This window comes from Gordonia malaquae NBRC 108250, assembly GCF_000344135.1.
Taxonomy (GTDB): domain Bacteria; phylum Actinomycetota; class Actinomycetes; order Mycobacteriales; family Mycobacteriaceae; genus Gordonia; species Gordonia malaquae.
Window position 1 is genome coordinate 56,849 of the sequence record NZ_BAOP01000030.1, and the last position, 15,718, is coordinate 72,566.

Here is a 15,718-nt window from a genome sequence, read left to right on the forward strand (position 1 = left end):
TCCCCCTGCTGTTCGGTTATTCGCCCATCATCTGAGCGATGATGTCGTCGGCCTCTTCCCGCTCAAGGACGCGTTTGCGTGCGTCGAGCGCGGCCTGTCGTGCCGTCTTCGGACGTGGAGCCGGCTTCACCGACGGCCGTTTGTTCTTCTTCGCGTGCGGCAACAGCGTCGCGACGATGACCTCGCCGAGACGATCGGTGATGTCCGCAGCGAGATCACGCCACGGATCCCAATCCGCCAGATCCGGATTCGGTGCCGATCCGGCCGCCGAGTCGAAGTCCTCGAGCGTGAACTTCTCCGCCCACTCCGCTGCGAGTTCCTCGTCGGAGTCGAGAGCCTTCTTGAACCGCGAGTACCACGGCAGCTGCCACGCGAGGCGGTGAAGTTTGGCCCACGGGTGGACCCCTCGAAAGAAGTCGAGAAGGTCCAACCCGTTGAGCTCGTGCTGGAGGTCGTACTCGAGTTCGTCACCGAACTCGTCGACGAGTTCGACCGTCTCGATCAGTCGTCGGATGGCACGGCCGAGAGCTTCCGCGCTTTTCCCTTGTCACCGTTGAAGTGATCGAAGATGTCCTGCAGGAGGCTGCTGAGAACCGATGCGGGCACGTCTTCGTAGGCGTCGAGGATCTTCTCTGCCTTCTTCGCGCCGAACAGGATCTCGAGCTGTTCGTCTTCGTCGTCGGTGCGCTTGAGTCGGCGCGCCTGTCCGCCGCTGATCTGCTCCACGCGGACGGTCGTGCCGTCGGGCAGGTCGAATTCGACGGGCTCACGCTCTGCCTCTCGTACGCGTGCGTCCCAGCCTGCGAGCTTCTTGGCCATGATGATGTCTCCGATCGGGTGTTACTTGGTGGTGGTCTTGGTGTCCGGCTTCGGAGCCGAGGCGGATGCCGTCGGCTCGGGTGCCGGTGTGGGTGCCTGCTTCGGCACGTCCTTGGGTGCGACGAAGCCACGCGAGAGCGCGGTGTGCAGCGCGGTCGGCGTCTCGCAGACCCACTGTTCTTTGGTCTTCGGGTGGGTGAGGGTGACAGGCAGGTCAGCCATGATGTCCTCCAGGGGACGGTGTCTCCGACTTTGGGCGGAATGTGGTCCGCGCGACGCTCGGAGACGGTGACGCCGCGCGGACCACGATCAGAGGGCTACGGCGTGCCGAAGCCGTGGCCAGCGGTACCGCGAGCCTTGAAGCCCGCGCCGCCGATGAAGAACTTCTCCGAGTAGCCGACGACGGGGTCCGGCTGACCGGTCATGGTGACCGGGAATGCGAACTCGTCCTCAGCCGAGAACGACGACGAGTCGACCTCGGTGATCTGCGCCTTCGGGAAGAAGCGACCGAAGTACGTCTCCTGCGGGCCGCTGCGATCACGGGCGATGATGAATGCCCGGAAGTCGATCAGACCCGGGGTGATCGGGCGAGCGAACGACACCTCGCCGGTGGTCGCATCGACCGTGACACCCGACAGATCCAGACCGAAGTACCGCTCGAACGAGCTGCGCTTGAACTCCTGCAGGGCGTAGCTGATCGTGACGTCTTCCTTCTGGACGTCGCGTCGCGTCGGCGACGCGTAGCCCAGCGATTCGGTCTCGGAGATGTCGCGGTCGGCGCCGAACTCGAAGCCGCCGTCCTTCTTGATCAGACCCGCCGGAACGTAGCCGGTCGGCAGCGCCGACAGGACCGGCGGCTGACCGGCCGTGGCCTCAGTGAGTGCATCGGGGATGTCCGCGTCGGCTGGTCCGAAGAACAGGACCGCGCGGGTGAACTTCATGATGTTGCCGGCGTTGTCCTTCGCCAGCTGATCGAGATCGGCCATGACGGCCCTCCTCAAGGGTTGAGTGAACACACCACGCCGGACAGCGGGGTGCGAGGTGAAAGGGAGTTGCGCGCCTGGCGCTTAGAGCGGCGGCCGCATGTCGATGCGGACCGTCTGGACGACACGACGGTCGTCAGGGTTCTCTGTCGGGATCTGCTGCCCAGCCACCAGGACACGAGCGTGATCGACCCAGACTCCGGCGACATCGCCACCAGATGCGAGAACGTTGATGCGGTCACGGACCTTCGACGCAAGCGCCCACGCCTGCGGACGGTCGACGTGCCAGACATCGACCTGCACCTCCGCGCGGTCAGTCACGCCATCGTCAGTGCCACCAATGCGGGTGACGAGCAAGACCGGCAGGTTCGCCTCGAGGTCGTCGGGCAACCACTTGCACGCGTACCCGAGGTCCGCCAGGAGGTTCTCGGCGACCTGCTCAGCATCCGGGAAACCGACCGCCGCGGTCACGAGCCGAACTCCTTGGCGACGTCCCGCAAGACGTGCCGTGCCTTCGACGTCCGGTTGCCAAACTCGACGGCAGCCGCGTGCGGTGCGGTCGCCTCGACCTCGCCGACCCATCGGCCGTCACGGCCGCGAACGGCCCGAGCAGCCACCGACTCGACAAGATCACCCGTCAGCCGAGGTAGACGCGCAGCGACCGTGATCGCAGCCGCGTCCGCAGTGCTCTGCGCGAACGCTCGCATCCCATTCGACGCGAGCATCCGCGCTACACCCGACCGATCCGGCGTGTAGGCACCTGCCATCAGTCGACCTCCTTGATCGAGAGCGTCGAACCAGGACGCCACCCGGTGAAGGGGGATTCGACAGGCAGCACCCGGCCGACCGCGTTCCACTTCCCCGGGATTCCTCGGATGATGATCGTGTCGTCCGCACCGATGTCGGGCGTGTGATCGAAGATCAACGTCGCCGTCGTCACACTGCGGGGTCCACGGTCCGACGTCTCTGTCGACGCGCCCCACTGGACGCCAACGTGCTCGATGCTGGCCGCCAGGGCCAGGGAGCGGTCGCCGTCCCGGTTGCGGGTGCCTCGCCAGACCTCGACGGTCGAGCCGTGCCGGAACTTCATCAGGCTCCCAGCATCGTCATCGAGGTCGCACCGCGGTTGAGCCCGAGGGCGTCCTCGATCTTCTGCGTGTCGGCAGAGGAGATGTACAGGGCACCGTCGGGGTTGGCGGCCTGTCGGGTCGTCGAGTGCGAGAACCCGAGTGCGGTCTCCGACGCTGTCGTCGACGCCACTCCGGCCTCGTCGTCGTCGACCGACATCGCCCGACGGACCATCGCGCACACGACCATGCGCGCGGTGGCTGCCGCAGCTTCGTTCCCGACGAGCGCCGGGTACCGGTTGGCGAGCATCTCCGACGCGTCACCGAGCAGCACAGCCGCTCGGTTGAGCTCGGTCGAGTCCATCGGGCGCCACCGATCGACGAGGTCGGTGGTTGTGGCGAAGTCAGCCATTGGCCTTCGCCCGCGTCGAGCGGGGCTTGGCCTTAGCCGGGGCCTGCTCAGCGTCGATCAGGGAGTCCACGACGCGGTCACCGACTGCGGCAGCCTGAGCAGCGTCGAACGCCGCGAGGTACTCGTCGTGGATGTCGATCTCGTCTCCACACCCGGCCGTACGCGGATGCCCCTCGACATCCACGTACGACGCGAGCGTGACGACCACGATGCGCTTCATCGCCCTAACCCTGAAGTCCGGTGACCTTGACGACCGAGAACGGGTTTGTCACGACAAACACCGGGCGGACGCTGGACTGCACCCAGGTACGCTCGGTCTCCTGCTCACGCCAGGTCTCCGTCGACAGCGGCTTCTCCAGTCGCTGCTCGCCGACCTGGCGCTCGGCGACGACCCACGCGGTACCGGCCTCGACCTGGTTCGAGGCGATCATGTCGACGCCCCAGTTCGACAGGACATCCTTCCACTGATTGCCGTAGACCGTCTGGAACGCCGACTTCTGCACCGGGTTGACGATCCACAGCGAGAACTGCACACCCAACTCCGCCTCATCAGCGATCAACTGCACCGCTGCAAGGTCGGCGGCAGGCCACCCCTGCGCAGACGTCTGCGACGCACCCGAGGTCACGACCGCACCCCAGTTCTTGCCGACGTACGTCTGCGCGGACGCACCGAGCAGAGCCATCTCCGCGTTCAACACACCGAGAGCGCGGGCGTGAATCTTGCGCTGGATGGTGTTCGCCAGGCGCTGGGTGCCGACCTGGATCTGGTTGTTGTCGTTGCGGTCGCGAGCCTCGTCGGTGACGAAGAACTTGCCACCGAACTTCTCGACCTGCGCAGTACGCGGCTTCTGCCGCTCGAAGTCGACGATCGGGAACTCCGCGCCCGGAGCGACCTGCTGAACGTCGCGGTCACCCTTGACGAACAGATCGTTCTTGGTGAGCTGATCGAACACGACCGCGCCACCGGAGGTGCCTCCGCCGTTGGCGAAGATCCGGTCAGCGAAGTAGCCCTTGAGCGTCAGGTCCGACAGGTACCGCGTGATGCGGGTCGGCTCCTTGAGCATCAGGTCGACAGTGATGTCGTTGCCGGTCAGCGTCGGTGCTGCGAGCGGGTACTGGATTGCGTTGCTCATGTCTGTCCTCCTTCTCAGTACAGTTCGATGAACACGTCGGCGTCAGCGGCGGCGGCGTCGAGGGCACGGCCAACGGCCGCACCCGAGGCGAGCTTGACGGCCTTGCCGCCCGCTCCGACCTCGACCTCATCGCCAGCAGCGAGTACGCCGCCGGCGGTGACGGGCAGGATCGTCTTCGCGCCACGGATCACCGCGACGGTCCCGCCGATCGGTGCGTCGAACGCGGCGACACCGAACACCAGCGCCGCGGCTGCCGCCGGAGCGACCTTGACGAGCTGACCCGCCATCGCGCCGGACACGTTGACGAACGTCTTGCCCTTGACCGCAGCGGTCGGCGTCGCGGAGACGTCGGCACCCGGGCGGTACAGGGGAATGGCCTCATTTGCCATGAGGAGATCTCCTTACTGGTTGGGCAGGTGGTTGGGTCGCCACGCTGCCGGGTAGGAGTCGTCCGCGGGTGCGGGCGACTCAGGTGAAGCTCCGGGCTTCAACGACTCCACCGGCCGGTCGGTCGGGGGCCGCGCAGAAGCCGAGCGTGCGGCGAGCCGCTTCGCCCGGGCTTCCAGTTCCTCTCGGGTGCCGGACCCGAGGAAGTCGTAATCGTCAGGCTCGATGCCGTAGGTGTTCGCGATCTCGGCGATCTGCTTCTGCGCGCGCAGGTCGGCGAGCTCACGCTCGAGCGCCTCGGCTCGCTCGGTCTGACGCTGCAGGTCGGTCTTATCGGCCTCCTGCGCGGCGCGCTGCGCCTCCGCGAGCGGCTTCGCGTCCTGGTATTTGGTTCGCCAGCCCGCGGACTCCTTGCGGAGCTTCGCCACCTCGGCGCGCAAGACTTCCGGCGACGCATCGTCGAGCGACCGCGACGGCTCCGGTTCGGCCGGCGCGGCAGGACTCGGCGTCTCCGGTGCCTGCGGTGCCTGGTCTGCGGGCGGCTCCGTTCCCTCCGGTGACGGTGTCGCGGCGGGGTCGGTGATCGGTGCACTCATGGGTTGCCCTCCTGGGGTGTGATTCGTGTGCAGCACGAGATCCCCGAACCTCGTCGAGAGGGTCGGGGCGGGTATGTGGGTATGAAAAGACCCCGCAACCAGTGGTTACGGGGCCATCAGATAGTGAATGGTGGGAGTGGCAGGGATCGAACCTGCCATGCTTTCGCACCGGATTTACAGTCCGGGTGACGCACCAGCGTCGTCACTCCCGGATGAATGTGACCTCGTCCGCCCGCTCTTTCCGACGGCCGATTATTTCGCGGCTGGAACGGGGGGCCGAGGCCACATCCATAGCCTACGCGTTACTGCATCTCGACTTCAACGAGATTTCCGCGAGTCATTATCCACAGCCCCTCGATCTGCCGTGGTGGGATCCGGTCTCGACGTCGCTCGTTGAACATCGACAACTGTCGGTTCAAGGTGTCCGTGAGCTCACCGTCGCCGATGTCGATCACGAAGTTCTTCTTGTCTGCGTGGGCGTCGCCTCTGCGATCCGCTTTCTCAGCCCGAACGAAGCACTTCGTGATGACGTCAATGATCGAACTCTGCTTTGCCTTGGTGGCCTTGAGTTCGATCTCGATATCGGTTCGCCGGCCTCGCCTGTCTTCACCACCCCCGATCCAAACCGCGTCGTTCGTGGTCTGGCCTTCGGTGCCCAACCTTCGGATCCACTTCAACTCAGCACCGAGTGCCTGCATTCGCTCAACAGATTCAATCTCGTGCTGATACAGCTCTTCGCCGTGCAGATCGATCCCGAGCGCGGCTTGCCGATCGACACGCTCCTGCGCAGTCCACACTGGCTTGCGGTGCGGGTGCGGATGGTCCTTTGTTCCGTACTTCAGATGTGGAGGCCAATTGATTCCGGACTTGTCGTCATCGCCGCCCGCAGCGCTCTTGGTGACCGGAGGGACCGGCGGTCCCGGTGGCTCGCGGGTAGCAGTCCCCGAATCGGCGGCGCCGACGTACGGGTCGAGGTCTCCCCTGTCACGGAGTTCACGGATCCGCTTCTCGAAGTCCTTCCGACCGTCGGACTCGATCCACAGCTGCTCAAGGTTCTCCCACGCGTCCTTGCCGACCCAGTCGTCGTCGATGTCGAAGACGGGGACTATCAGGCAGTCGCAGCCATCGTGGTACTTGCCCTCTTCCTGGTTCTTCCCTCGGCGCTGCGCCGTCTCTTCGGTCTTGTAGATCGGGCCGCGTGAGGCGAGCATCGCGCAGAACCCGCACGACTCGGCACCTGTCAGGACGCGTGCCCATCCGATCGGGTCGCCGGACCGTTCCTCCTCGGCCTCGACAGCGGCCACGATCGTGTCGCGTGCGGCCTGCTCGATGTGCCGGATGATCGCACGGTCCACCCGCAGGTTGACCTTCTCCACCACCGCCGGGTCACGCCGGTTCGACTCGTCGATCTCCACACGAGCGCGCTCAAGCTCAACACCGAGATCGTCCAGGCCCTCAATGACGACACTGCGGGTCGGCGCAACCTCCAGGCCCTCAACCCGCGCCGTCTGCGTCGGCGTGGCGGGGACAACATCCAGGCCGTCGATCCGCACCTTCGACGCCGTCGCCCGCTCCAACACCGCCTCGACCGCTTCACGCGGATAGAACGGTGACCGCCCCGCCGAAACCTGTGGACGGCCAGCGCGAACAGCCTCCCCGTTGAAGAAGTCGGTTGCCAGCTGCGTCGACTCCTCCCGAGCCCGGCGGACCGGGAACAGGATCTTCTGCGCCGCAGCCTCCCGGTGCTCCGGCGTCACCGGGACACCGTCGAACATGAGGATCGACCGCATCTGCTGGCGGACGCGCCGCCAGATCAGATCACGACGGCGCCGATACTCGGTCGGCTTCACGACGTCGGCGGCAACTCAAGACCCGAGCCGCCGTCGAGCATCTCGCGCGCACGATCAGCCTTCTGCCGCGTCCACCCTGGGATGTCCTCCCACAGGGCCTCCGTCGGCACGCCGAGCATCGTCGCGAGCTTCCCCAGCCCGTCGACGGTCTGCGCGAACGATCGGGCCGACTGGTCGCGCCAGAGTACCTCCGAGGCGAAGTCCTGCGCCGACACCATGTCGCCGGCAATGAACGCCGCCGTCCGCAGCACCTGTTCCCAGGATTCGCCGAACGACGTCTCGATCTCGCTGGACTTGCGCTCCTTACCCGTCTCAAGGGCGGCGAGCGTCGCCTCAGAGATGTTGCTGATGCCGTCCAACCCGAGGGCATGAGCCGGGATCTGTGCGGTCGCCGCGAGGTCGCGGATCGCACCCGCCTTCGACTCATGGAACGGCTTGAGGTCCGTCTCGGCGAACTGGCCGACCTTGACGTCCTCGTCCTTGAAGAACCACGTCTCGCTGACGGCCTGCCGGAACGCTTCACGCTCATCCGACGGCATCCAGCCCATCACGTACCGCTGCTTGAACGCCGCCCAGTACTGCGCAGTGTTGCCCTCAAACACGGTCTGGTCGATGTTCGACTGGATCCCGAGGATCGGCTCGATTATCCCGAACTGCTCCTCGCCATCGAGGAGCATCCGGTCACGGAACCGCACCACCGGACACACACCCACACCGTGGGCACGGCCCTCGATGTAGTCGAAGTTGTCGGCCGACTGCAGCGCCGGGTCCTTCCAACCCATGCCGGACACGTTCGGGGCGCGCTTCGCGCCGATGAAGTGCACCTGCTCCTCGTCGTAGACGCGGATCTGGTTGCCCTTCACCTCCAACGCCATGATCGGCCAATCCGAGTCGACTGGGCCACCGCCGGGAGTCCACTCCATCGGCTCGCCGTACAGCGTCGTCATCTCCCGCGGCGACGTCCCGCGCATGAACGCGCCCTCTGCCTTCGGCGCGCCAGCGGGCGCCATCGACGGCAGCACCACCACATAGCTCGTGCCGTAGTGCAGCGCCGCACGGTGCACGCCCGTCTGCCGGGCGTCGAAACCGTTCTTCTGCCACCACGCCCACGCCGGTGACGCGTCCTTCGTCGCGGACGCCAGGTAGTTGTCGACCTTCATGCCCTGCGAGAACACGTCCAGGACCAGCGGCAGGAAGTTCCGCTGCGACCGAGCCGCGATCGCCTTGGTTGTCTCCGCCGATGTCGTCTTCGTCGATGCGAACACCTTCGACGATGCGTTCTCGGTGGTCCACGGCTTCATCGCGTCCGCCAGCGGGTCGAGCCGCTTCCGTTCCTCCTCGCGGACCTGCAGAAGGTTGCGAGCTGCGTCGATCGCCTGCAGCTTGTTCACACAGACCTCCTGGTCAGAAGAAGAACGCCTCCCCAGTGCGGGGCTTAGATCGTTTGCCGGACTCTTGAAACTTGGCGCGCGCCATATCGGCGAGGAGCAGGGCTGCCCAGCCGTCGACCTTGCGTGCCGACTCGCGGTGCTCCTTGCCGAAGCTGAGACCGAACGAGTTCAGTCGGCGGCGAGCGTTCAGGACGTGGGTACGCATCAACGTGTCGACAGGGCGACCGGTCGTGAAGCGGACCCTCTCATCAACGACCGCCGACACGAGCGACTCGTTCGCCAGCGTCAGATCGCGCTTCCCGCCGCGCATGTCCCACCCGACCGATGACCGAGGGGACGCCTTGACTGCGAGTTGGTCGCGGAAGTCGATCGACCACTGGTCGACGTACGACTCCCACAGCGCGACGTCGGCGAAGAACCCGACGACGTCGTACCGGCCGAACACGTTCCTCACGACGCCATCGACGGCGGTACGGTCGATCTCCCAGTCGCGGCCTGCCGCTCCGTCGGGGGCCTGCCAGATCCCGATCGGCTGAATCAGACGGTCCTCGACGCGCATCGCGATCAGGGCGGTCGCATCGTCGGTCTTGCCGCCGTCGAACCCCAGCACGATCGTGTCGCCATCGGAGAGACGATCATCAGAGCCGAGCTCGTCGAACACCGCGGGATCGATCAACGCGTCCGCGGTCGCGACGACCTGGTTGTACCACTTGCGCCGCGACTCAGATTCGTCGTTCGACTTGTTCAGAATCGACTGCACGATCCGCCCGTCAGGGTCGGTGTCGAGCCAGACCGAGTCACCAGCGATCGACCGGAGCACAGCGGGTGCAGCGTCGATCGTCAGCGGCGCCGCAGCCGGAGCTTCCAGCGAGTCGTACAGGATCCCGACGTTCACGTTCGCGCGTGCGGCGGCGTCAGCCGCGTCCCGCACCCGCTCGGCCACCGAATCCTCGCCAGGCCGGTACGCGTTGCAGACATCGAGCATCCGTGCCGCGCCATTCTCAGACTTCGCAGCATTACCTTCGATCGCGCCGGCCATCTCGTGGCCCTGGTTCGACGAGTTCCAGTTCTGCGTCTCGTTGCGGATCACCTGAGTCGGACGGCCACCCTCGATCGACAGGAACGAGGCGGTGATCGCCTCGACCTGGACCGAATCGCCGAGCCCCCACAGGTTCAGGCGGCCGATCTGGATGCCGTACCGTGCGCGGGCTTCTTCCGTGACGAGCGTCGGGAACAGCTTCATCGTGTTCTGCGTCTGCCGCTGCGACACAGCGATCAGCTGCACCCACGCCGTCGGATCATTCGCCCCGACAGGAATCCCATCGACCCAGCCGTCGAACACGACCGGACCGAAACACGCCGCGAGCGAGACACACGCAGCAACCGGATCCTTGCCGTGGCCTTTCAGCCGTTGGAGGACCGCCGAGTGATACAGCCACCGGCCACGCTCATCGACCGCGTAGTACCAGAGCAGGAACCGTGCCTGTTCCAGCGTGAACTGCCACGGCTGACCGTGCTTGTCCCTCAACCAGGCGCCGCACCATGCGAGGACACCCCAGCCGAGACTGTGCGCCGGTAGGTGCCAGCCGTCGTCGGTCCACTTCCACGTCGGGCCGACGATCACCGGCGGCCAGTCGACGTACTCGACAGGGCGCGAACGGGCGAGCTCGGCTCGATACCAGGCAATGATCCGGTCGTACTCTGCGTCCGGGCTGACCTCCGTGGTCGATACGAGAAGGCCAGCCATCAGCCCGTGCGCTTACCCCAACGAGCGTTCGCCGCATTCCGCGCCGCCGTCGACCGCCCCTCGGCGGCCGCAGCCTCCACCTCGTCGGGGAGCTTCAACGACTTCAACAGTGCGCCGAGCGTCGCGCGGTGCTGACGCAGCTCCGACACCAGCGGGTTGATCACCGGCTGCCCCTGCGAGCCCTTGACGATCAGCGCCGCCGTCAGGTGCTCCTTCTCCATCTTCTCGATGAGGTCAGCTTCGCGGCACGCATCCTCGAGCGTCCGCATCTCGTCGGCGCGCAGGACGTACTTGCCTGCGATCGAGTTCCACAGCTTCCGCCCCTTCGGGCCGAGCTTCGTAGGCGCAGTAGGTGTCTTCATCTCGGCCTCCAGGACCATGAGCGGTCGGCCACCAGGACCGCCGGAGAGGGCAAAACACAGGAGAGGTCGCACGCAGGCTGGGAGGTGCTATGCGTAGCGGCATGGGTATGGGGCGGCGCGAGGGTGTACCCCCACCCGATCAGTTGTTGGCGCAGCTCAGTGGCTTGTCCTGGCGTACGGAGTTGCAGATGAAGTGCGCGCAGCGGACGTTGGCGCGTGTATGTGGGCCGCCATGCGCGAGTGGAGTGAGGTGGTCGAGCGTGGGCGCTTGGTGGTCGGGGACCTTGGCTGCCCGGTCGACTGGCTGATCGCAGAGGTGGCAAGTCCAGTTGTCACGGGCGAAGATCTCGACTGGGTCGAACGTTTCGACGTCGGTCGCGGCGAGCAGTGCACGTCGGCGCGCGGACTGGCGCGCGTTGTTGGCGCGCACGTAGCTTCGGTCCTTGTACATTGGTCGACGTTCGGCGCACCGATCGTTGTGGAAGCGGCGTCGACACTCGATCGACTGGCAGGTGATTGCCCCGTGTCGTGACACCTGAGTCGTGCAGTACCTGCACGGTGGTCGCGAGGCGTCGACGACTGACTGTCGTACGCGACTGCGTGCGCGACCTTGTGCACGAGAACGCTCGACGTATGCCGGGTGGTCCTGTCGGTGATGCTTGAGCCTGCAGGCTTCGCTACACCACTTGGCCTGTGGTCGCTTGCCTTCGAGTGATGATCCGCATCTGCAGGTACGGACCATCGCGGTGACACCTCGCTCTGGATTAGCCGGGCATCATCCGGTCAAGTGGGTGCGGCCGCTTCGGGAGCGTGCGTTTGGCGGTGCGGATCGCTTGGCCTTCGGCTGCTTCGGCGCGTGTCTTGTGGTCGTGGCAGGTGTCGCAGAGCCATTGGGCGTTGTCGATGGTGTTGTTGCCGCCTCGTGCGGTGTTGCGGATGTGGTCGAGGCGGAGCGGGCAGTTGGTGGCGCCGCAGTGGGCGCATACCTTGGGGAGTTCTTGTTCGGCTCGCTTTTTGACTGCCGCGGGGAATCCGCCGTGGTAGCGGCCGTTGTTGTTCCAGTTGCTACTCATGGCTCTTTGGTGCTTTGTGCATGTGCCTTGTCGCGTGTGCTGGTGTTGCGCTTGGCTGTCACTCGTCGGCCCAGTCGAGGAGGCGTCTGGCGATGGTTCGCGCTTCGTCTTTCGTTGGACGAAACGCGTACTCCTCCATGTAGTGGCCGACGACAATCTCGAGTTGGCCGTCGCGGTTTGTGATGGCGAAGTCGTGGTCGTCTTGGTCGACGAACTGTAGGCCGCTCATGCTGCCCCTTTGTTGTCCTCTGCTTGGCTGGTGTAGAGCGTGTGGTCTGTGGTGGCGAGGCTGTCGTGTTGCCGTTCAGCGAAGCACAGCACGCTACAGTCCGCGAGACGACGTACGCCGCACCGCTCGCAGAATCGCATCAGTTGCTCCGGTGCACGATGATCACGCGCGGGTCTGACGACGCGAGGCGCTTCCCCTCTTGGTGGTCGCCGCTGATCTCGACGGTGCTTATCGACGTCATCTTCCGCGTCCTCCGTCGTGTTGGTGGTCGGTGAACGTGACGCCTGCGCAGGTTTCGTGTGCGCCGTTGTGGCCGTTGTTCTTGGCGCACCAGACGCGGATGTGGTGTCCGTCGTGGGTGGTGCGTTGGTGTGCCTGGCAGGCGCGCGGGTTGGTGACGGCGGTCATGGTGCTGTTCGCCACTGGTGGATGTCGTCTGCTGTGACTTCCATCAGGGCGTCCATGATGTCTGGCAGTTGCAGCGCGGTGGCGAGTTGAAAGAGCGCGACCCAGGCTGCTTCGTTGACGATCTGTGCAAGCAGTTCGTCTGTTGGGACGCAGGCTTCGATGACTGCACCTGAGTCGCCGGGCCAGTGCTGCGGGTCGTCAGTGTCGATCATCGGTACGCCTCGTCGATCCAGACCACGCCGCCGTTGGCGTACCGGTTCGCTTGCTGGGTTGAACGCTGCCCGTGTCGACGTCGCCCGCCACGCACCTTCATCTGCGGGAAGTACATTCGCGTACGAGGCATCTGGCGGGGCATCGGAAGAACGTCCTCTGGCAGCTGCCCGAGGATCATGCGCTCGATCGCAGCCAGCAGTTCAGTACTGCGCTGAGCTACCCGGGCTGGAATCATGCACTCTGCTGCTGTGCTCACGGTTCCTCCAGGCTGAGTCGGACGGTGATGTGGATGCGCAGTCGGCTGAGTGTGTCGGCGGTCAGCCTGTGTGCGATGGGCCGTGCAGCTTCGGCGATCTGGTCGGCGATCCACGCGGTGAGGCTGGTCATGAGTCGAGGGGCAGGAGCCCGCGGTCCGGACAGTCGATCATCGGGCGGCTGGATGGATCCCTCGGGATGAACGTTTCGTGGCCGCATCCGCATCCCCAAGTGACGAGGCCTGCCGCGTTCGCCCGCTTGAGCGCTTCGGCGCAGTCGTGTCCGCAGCAAATCCACGCCATCGTCGCCCCCTCAGTACCTGTGCTGTGTGCCGAAGTATCCGACGATGTGGTCGGCGGACTGGGCTACGTTGCGCGTCCACGGTGCCGGCATCGAGCAGACGGCGTCACGCACGTTGCAGATGTTGCGGATCCGTGGTGAGCGCAATGACGCGCCGCGGTATTTGGAGGTCAGTTCGTCGACGCTGATCACGTAAGCCTGAGCAGCGCGAACGGGTCGTAGCGCGCATACCGCTTCGGGTATGCGCGGCACAGATGTAGAGCGGTTGCGATGACTGCTGCGCGGCAGGCCACGTTCGCGACAGGGTGCTTGGCCCTAGCTCGATCTAGGACTCGACTGAGAAGCTCGTCTGCGTGGCCGCTGCGGATGCAGTACGCCTCGTACCCGGCGATGCTGACGATTAACGAGGTCCAGACGACTGCGCCACTTGGCATGATTGCCTTCGTTTCCGCTCTTGCCTTCTGCGCCGCTCGTAGTCCGCTCTGGACTTCCGACTGCACTCTCGGCAGTGTCGATAGCCGTTCCACACGTAGGTGTTCTCGGCTGAATATGCGTGCCCGGATGGGCAGTGCGTCTTATTGACGTTCACATTCCGCCCGTGACGAATCACGTCTAGTGCGTTCTCTCGCGGAGTGTCATAGCGAAGGTTGCCAGGCACGTTGTTGGTGCGGTCGCCGTCGTTGTGGCAAACCTCAGAACCCTCCGGGCGAGGTCCTATGAAGGCGGCGGCCACGAGTGGATGGACCTCTCGAGTGACCCGCTTGCCGCTTTCTATAGTCATGCTGACCTGCGGGTATCCTCGGGTGGTGCTGACTGTGACTGACAGCTCACGCCCCTGAACGATCCTGTTTCCGATTTGACGAGTGCGGCTTCGGACGTTTCCGAAGTTGCTCACCTCGTGTGTCGGATGCGTGGGAATGGTCCGCCATAGCTCGCCTTCGCGAACTGGATGGTCATCTTGGGGCTGGGCCGTCCCGTGCGCACGCCACCGGCGGTAGTGCTTGTCGCACATTCCTCGAGAGGCATGTGCGCCACTGCAATCGCCGATAGTGCAGGTACGATATTCCATGTCGATCCCCTTCCACGGGTTCGTCCATGCCCCGGGACTGTTAGCGCAGTCGCCGGGGTTCTTGTTCTGTTGTGACCTAAGTTGTGCCCTGCACGCGTCGTGGACCGTGTCCGTGCGCCAGCCCGCGCATGTTGGCGCGTGCAGGGCGGGAGGGTGCGCACGCTCAACCCGGTTTCGGGGAGCGGATACGCGAAACGGGACCGCCGGTCTGACGACCAACTGTCCCGCTACGCGAAGCGTACCACTATGCGATTCGGCCTGCTGTTATCTCAGGGGCAGTGTTTGCGCGGCGTCTCCACCACTCGTCATCTTCGATCAATCGGGTCCACCCTGGATCGGCGGAAGACATGGCCGCGATCAGGTTCGTAACCTCCGTGCGATCCTGGAACCATTCACGCCCGTCGGCGAGGTACGCGGCGAATCGCTTGTGCTCGTACCGCTCACGATCCCTGTCCCCTCTCACGAGGTATAGGACTTCGATGTCGGGCGGGTATTGGGCGAGACGCCTTTCCAGGTTTGTCGAATACCCAATCTTGATTCGCCCACCGGTACGTACGAAGTACACGACGCCGGTTCGTGCCGACTCAACCGCCATGCCCACCCTCTCCCCGAAGAGGCTGAATGGCGCGTTGTGGTCGAGTAGTTCCGGATTCAGCGGGTGGTCATAGTTCAGGTTCTCCTTCGCCCGTTCTGGAACCGGCTCACCTTGAACCATCTCCATCTGCTCATTCACGATCGACCATGTCAGGAGTGCATGTTCTCGACACGCGAGTAGTCCTGCGTTTGCGAACCGGACCGGGACTCGGGTTGAGCAGGCGTGCCAGAAGCAGGTATGCCCTGTCAGATCGTCCGGGCTAACGGATCGTCGGCCTGATGCTCCCCAACTGCTCATGCGATCACTTTCCGTTTCCTCAGTTCGGCGAACACGTCGCCTGCCCGGTAGAGCTTCTGTTCATCGTATGTCGACCCTCTGACAAGAATCGGGTTCGTCTTCCGGTATGCGAGGTCGTGGACTGTCTTCGGTTTGATGGTTGCTCCGAACCTGTCTGCGATGACGACGACGAGTTCGTTGGCTGTGCACAGTTTGTCTTCGAGTTGGTTGGCGAGGCGTCTGTCGTTGACGTCTTTCCGGATGACTTCGGAGCATTGGGCGCAGGTGATTTTGTCGGCGTCGCGGTATCCGTAGAGGTCGCCCTGGCAGATTTCGCATTGCCCTTGGTATTGGCGGAATGCTGGTCTGTCGATGACTCGAAGTACGCGTTTGTGTGCGTCGGTGATTTCGTCTGCGGCGTCTTGTGCGTCGTCGCAGAGTGCGAGTCCGGTGATGTGTTGTGCGAGCCATTTGGCGGCGGGTGCGTTGCGTAGGCGTCCGGGCCACGGGTAGTGGCGTTGTTGGCAGACGGCTTCGATCCAGACCATGAGTG

26 protein-coding genes, 1 tRNA gene and 2 pseudogenes are annotated in these 15,718 nt (G+C 64.8%); all 29 read right to left on the reverse strand.

Features of this window, described 5'->3' with window-relative positions:
* Positions 1–16: 16 nt before the first annotated feature.
* A complete protein-coding gene (locus tag GM1_RS16845; RefSeq protein ID WP_008380814.1) occupies positions 17–430 on the reverse strand; it encodes a hypothetical protein in 414 nt (137 codons plus the stop codon).
* 71 nt (positions 431–501) lie between these two features.
* Positions 502–819: a hypothetical protein gene (locus tag GM1_RS16850; protein WP_008380816.1), complete on the reverse strand. Its 318-nt coding sequence runs from the start codon at positions 817–819 to the stop codon at positions 502–504.
* A gap of 21 nt (positions 820–840) precedes the next feature.
* Positions 841–1,041, reverse strand: coding sequence for a hypothetical protein (locus GM1_RS16855; RefSeq protein WP_008380817.1), 201 nt, complete (start codon positions 1,039–1,041; stop codon positions 841–843).
* A 257-nt stretch (positions 1,042–1,298) separates the two neighbouring features.
* Positions 1,299–1,805: pseudogene (locus GM1_RS21700) on the reverse strand (phage tail tube protein); the annotation flags it as partial.
* Positions 1,806–1,886: 81 nt separating this feature from the next.
* Positions 1,887–2,273 carry a phage tail termination protein gene (locus GM1_RS16865; protein ID WP_008380820.1) on the reverse strand — a complete coding sequence of 129 codons (387 nt, stop codon included), beginning with the start codon at positions 2,271–2,273 and terminating at the stop codon, positions 1,887–1,889.
* Positions 2,270–2,569 carry an HK97 gp10 family phage protein gene (locus GM1_RS22425; protein ID WP_008380822.1) on the reverse strand — a complete coding sequence of 100 codons (300 nt, stop codon included), beginning with the start codon at positions 2,567–2,569 and terminating at the stop codon, positions 2,270–2,272. The genes GM1_RS16865 and GM1_RS22425 overlap by 4 nt, the downstream gene beginning before the upstream one ends.
* Positions 2,569–2,892 carry a hypothetical protein gene (locus GM1_RS16875; RefSeq protein ID WP_008380824.1) on the reverse strand — a complete coding sequence of 108 codons (324 nt, stop codon included), beginning with the start codon at positions 2,890–2,892 and terminating at the stop codon, positions 2,569–2,571. Before GM1_RS16875 ends, GM1_RS22425 begins: the two co-directional genes overlap by 1 nt.
* Positions 2,892–3,281 carry a Gp19/Gp15/Gp42 family protein gene (locus tag GM1_RS16880; RefSeq protein ID WP_008380826.1) on the reverse strand — a complete coding sequence of 130 codons (390 nt, stop codon included), beginning with the start codon at positions 3,279–3,281 and terminating at the stop codon, positions 2,892–2,894. The genes GM1_RS16875 and GM1_RS16880 overlap by 1 nt, the downstream gene beginning before the upstream one ends.
* Positions 3,274–3,501, reverse strand: coding sequence for a hypothetical protein (locus GM1_RS16885; RefSeq protein WP_008380828.1), 228 nt, complete (start codon positions 3,499–3,501; stop codon positions 3,274–3,276). Before GM1_RS16885 ends, GM1_RS16880 begins: the two co-directional genes overlap by 8 nt.
* Before the next feature lie 4 nt (positions 3,502–3,505).
* Positions 3,506–4,414: a major capsid protein gene (locus GM1_RS16890; protein WP_008380830.1), complete on the reverse strand. Its 909-nt coding sequence runs from the start codon at positions 4,412–4,414 to the stop codon at positions 3,506–3,508.
* 14 nt (positions 4,415–4,428) lie between these two features.
* The gene (locus tag GM1_RS16895; protein WP_008380832.1) at positions 4,429–4,803 is read right to left on the reverse strand and encodes a capsid cement protein; all 375 of its coding nucleotides are present in this window, start codon (positions 4,801–4,803) and stop codon (positions 4,429–4,431) included.
* A gap of 12 nt (positions 4,804–4,815) precedes the next feature.
* A complete protein-coding gene (locus tag GM1_RS16900) occupies positions 4,816–5,397 on the reverse strand; it encodes a hypothetical protein (protein WP_008380833.1) in 582 nt (193 codons plus the stop codon).
* Between the two features lie 128 nt (positions 5,398–5,525).
* A tRNA-Tyr gene (locus GM1_RS22430) sits at positions 5,526–5,607 on the reverse strand.
* Positions 5,608–5,699: 92 nt separating this feature from the next.
* Entirely contained in the window at positions 5,700–7,247 is a 1,548-nt protein-coding gene (locus tag GM1_RS21705; RefSeq protein WP_008380835.1) for a VG15 protein, read from the reverse strand.
* Positions 7,244–8,638: a phage portal protein gene (locus GM1_RS16910; protein WP_008380836.1), complete on the reverse strand. Its 1,395-nt coding sequence runs from the start codon at positions 8,636–8,638 to the stop codon at positions 7,244–7,246. Before GM1_RS16910 ends, GM1_RS21705 begins: the two co-directional genes overlap by 4 nt.
* 13 nt (positions 8,639–8,651) lie before the next feature.
* Positions 8,652–10,385: a terminase large subunit domain-containing protein gene (locus GM1_RS16915; RefSeq protein WP_008380838.1), complete on the reverse strand. Its 1,734-nt coding sequence runs from the start codon at positions 10,383–10,385 to the stop codon at positions 8,652–8,654.
* Positions 10,385–10,747 carry a hypothetical protein gene (locus tag GM1_RS16920; protein ID WP_040520520.1) on the reverse strand — a complete coding sequence of 121 codons (363 nt, stop codon included), beginning with the start codon at positions 10,745–10,747 and terminating at the stop codon, positions 10,385–10,387. The genes GM1_RS16915 and GM1_RS16920 overlap by 1 nt, the downstream gene beginning before the upstream one ends.
* Before the next feature lie 139 nt (positions 10,748–10,886).
* Entirely contained in the window at positions 10,887–11,198 is a 312-nt protein-coding gene (locus GM1_RS22435; RefSeq protein ID WP_008380841.1) for an HNH endonuclease, read from the reverse strand.
* 313 nt (positions 11,199–11,511) lie between these two features.
* Positions 11,512–11,820, reverse strand: a complete 309-nt coding sequence (locus GM1_RS16930) for an HNH endonuclease (protein WP_008380842.1) — start codon at positions 11,818–11,820, stop codon at positions 11,512–11,514.
* Positions 11,821–11,878: 58 nt separating this feature from the next.
* A complete protein-coding gene (locus GM1_RS22440; protein WP_008380843.1) occupies positions 11,879–12,049 on the reverse strand; it encodes a hypothetical protein in 171 nt (56 codons plus the stop codon).
* Between the two features lie 237 nt (positions 12,050–12,286).
* Entirely contained in the window at positions 12,287–12,457 is a 171-nt protein-coding gene (locus GM1_RS22445; protein WP_157436136.1) for a hypothetical protein, read from the reverse strand.
* Complete coding sequence (locus tag GM1_RS16935; RefSeq protein ID WP_008380846.1) at positions 12,454–12,669, reverse strand: hypothetical protein; 216 nt, start codon at positions 12,667–12,669, stop codon at positions 12,454–12,456. Before GM1_RS16935 ends, GM1_RS22445 begins: the two co-directional genes overlap by 4 nt.
* On the reverse strand, positions 12,666–12,926 hold the full coding sequence (locus tag GM1_RS16940) for a hypothetical protein (protein WP_008380847.1): 261 nt from the start codon (positions 12,924–12,926) through the stop codon (positions 12,666–12,668). Before GM1_RS16940 ends, GM1_RS16935 begins: the two co-directional genes overlap by 4 nt.
* Positions 12,923–13,057 carry a hypothetical protein gene (locus GM1_RS23155; protein WP_263053702.1) on the reverse strand — a complete coding sequence of 45 codons (135 nt, stop codon included), beginning with the start codon at positions 13,055–13,057 and terminating at the stop codon, positions 12,923–12,925. The genes GM1_RS16940 and GM1_RS23155 overlap by 4 nt, the downstream gene beginning before the upstream one ends.
* Before the next feature lie 180 nt (positions 13,058–13,237).
* On the reverse strand, positions 13,238–13,417 hold the full coding sequence (locus GM1_RS22450) for a hypothetical protein (RefSeq protein ID WP_052005450.1): 180 nt from the start codon (positions 13,415–13,417) through the stop codon (positions 13,238–13,240).
* Positions 13,414–13,659, reverse strand: coding sequence for a DUF7427 family protein (locus GM1_RS23355; RefSeq protein WP_008380851.1), 246 nt, complete (start codon positions 13,657–13,659; stop codon positions 13,414–13,416). The genes GM1_RS22450 and GM1_RS23355 overlap by 4 nt, the downstream gene beginning before the upstream one ends.
* Positions 13,626–14,294: an NUMOD4 motif-containing HNH endonuclease gene (locus tag GM1_RS22025; protein ID WP_081604314.1), complete on the reverse strand. Its 669-nt coding sequence runs from the start codon at positions 14,292–14,294 to the stop codon at positions 13,626–13,628. The genes GM1_RS23355 and GM1_RS22025 overlap by 34 nt, the downstream gene beginning before the upstream one ends.
* 244 nt (positions 14,295–14,538) lie before the next feature.
* The gene (locus GM1_RS21720) at positions 14,539–15,027 is read right to left on the reverse strand and encodes a GIY-YIG nuclease family protein (protein ID WP_052005452.1); all 489 of its coding nucleotides are present in this window, start codon (positions 15,025–15,027) and stop codon (positions 14,539–14,541) included.
* 155 nt (positions 15,028–15,182) lie between these two features.
* A pseudogene (locus tag GM1_RS16955) lies at positions 15,183–15,718 on the reverse strand (hypothetical protein); the annotation flags it as partial.

Bases quoted from the DNA above. Each gene is read 5' to 3' on its own strand.
- GM1_RS22445 (WP_157436136.1), bottom strand. From the start codon at position 12,457: ATGACCGCCGTCACCAACCCGCGCGCCTGCCAGGCACACCAACGCACC.
- GM1_RS16875 (WP_008380824.1), bottom strand. From the start codon at position 2,892: ATGAAGTTCCGGCACGGCTCGACCGTCGAGGTCTGGCGAGGCACCCGC.
- GM1_RS16890 (WP_008380830.1), bottom strand. From the start codon at position 4,414: ATGAGCAACGCAATCCAGTACCCGCTCGCAGCACCGACGCTGACCGGC.
- GM1_RS22440 (WP_008380843.1), bottom strand. From the start codon at position 12,049: ATGAGCGGCCTACAGTTCGTCGACCAAGACGACCACGACTTCGCCATC.
- GM1_RS23355 (WP_008380851.1), bottom strand. From the start codon at position 13,659: ATGCCAAGTGGCGCAGTCGTCTGGACCTCGTTAATCGTCAGCATCGCC.
- GM1_RS16935 (WP_008380846.1), bottom strand. From the start codon at position 12,669: ATGATCGACACTGACGACCCGCAGCACTGGCCCGGCGACTCAGGTGCA.
- GM1_RS16850 (WP_008380816.1), bottom strand. From the start codon at position 819: ATGGCCAAGAAGCTCGCAGGCTGGGACGCACGCGTACGAGAGGCAGAG.
- GM1_RS16930 (WP_008380842.1), bottom strand. From the start codon at position 11,820: ATGAGTAGCAACTGGAACAACAACGGCCGCTACCACGGCGGATTCCCC.
- GM1_RS16895 (WP_008380832.1), bottom strand. From the start codon at position 4,803: ATGGCAAATGAGGCCATTCCCCTGTACCGCCCGGGTGCCGACGTCTCC.
- GM1_RS16920 (WP_040520520.1), bottom strand. From the start codon at position 10,747: ATGAAGACACCTACTGCGCCTACGAAGCTCGGCCCGAAGGGGCGGAAG.
- GM1_RS16855 (WP_008380817.1), bottom strand. From the start codon at position 1,041: ATGGCTGACCTGCCTGTCACCCTCACCCACCCGAAGACCAAAGAACAG.
- GM1_RS16900 (WP_008380833.1), bottom strand. From the start codon at position 5,397: ATGAGTGCACCGATCACCGACCCCGCCGCGACACCGTCACCGGAGGGA.
- GM1_RS22425 (WP_008380822.1), bottom strand. From the start codon at position 2,569: ATGGCAGGTGCCTACACGCCGGATCGGTCGGGTGTAGCGCGGATGCTC.
- GM1_RS16885 (WP_008380828.1), bottom strand. From the start codon at position 3,501: ATGAAGCGCATCGTGGTCGTCACGCTCGCGTCGTACGTGGATGTCGAG.
- GM1_RS22435 (WP_008380841.1), bottom strand. From the start codon at position 11,198: ATGTACAAGGACCGAAGCTACGTGCGCGCCAACAACGCGCGCCAGTCC.
- GM1_RS16915 (WP_008380838.1), bottom strand. From the start codon at position 10,385: ATGGCTGGCCTTCTCGTATCGACCACGGAGGTCAGCCCGGACGCAGAG.
- GM1_RS23155 (WP_263053702.1), bottom strand. From the start codon at position 13,057: ATGACCAGCCTCACCGCGTGGATCGCCGACCAGATCGCCGAAGCTGCA.
- GM1_RS22025 (WP_081604314.1), bottom strand. From the start codon at position 14,294: ATGGAATATCGTACCTGCACTATCGGCGATTGCAGTGGCGCACATGCC.
- GM1_RS16880 (WP_008380826.1), bottom strand. From the start codon at position 3,281: ATGGCTGACTTCGCCACAACCACCGACCTCGTCGATCGGTGGCGCCCG.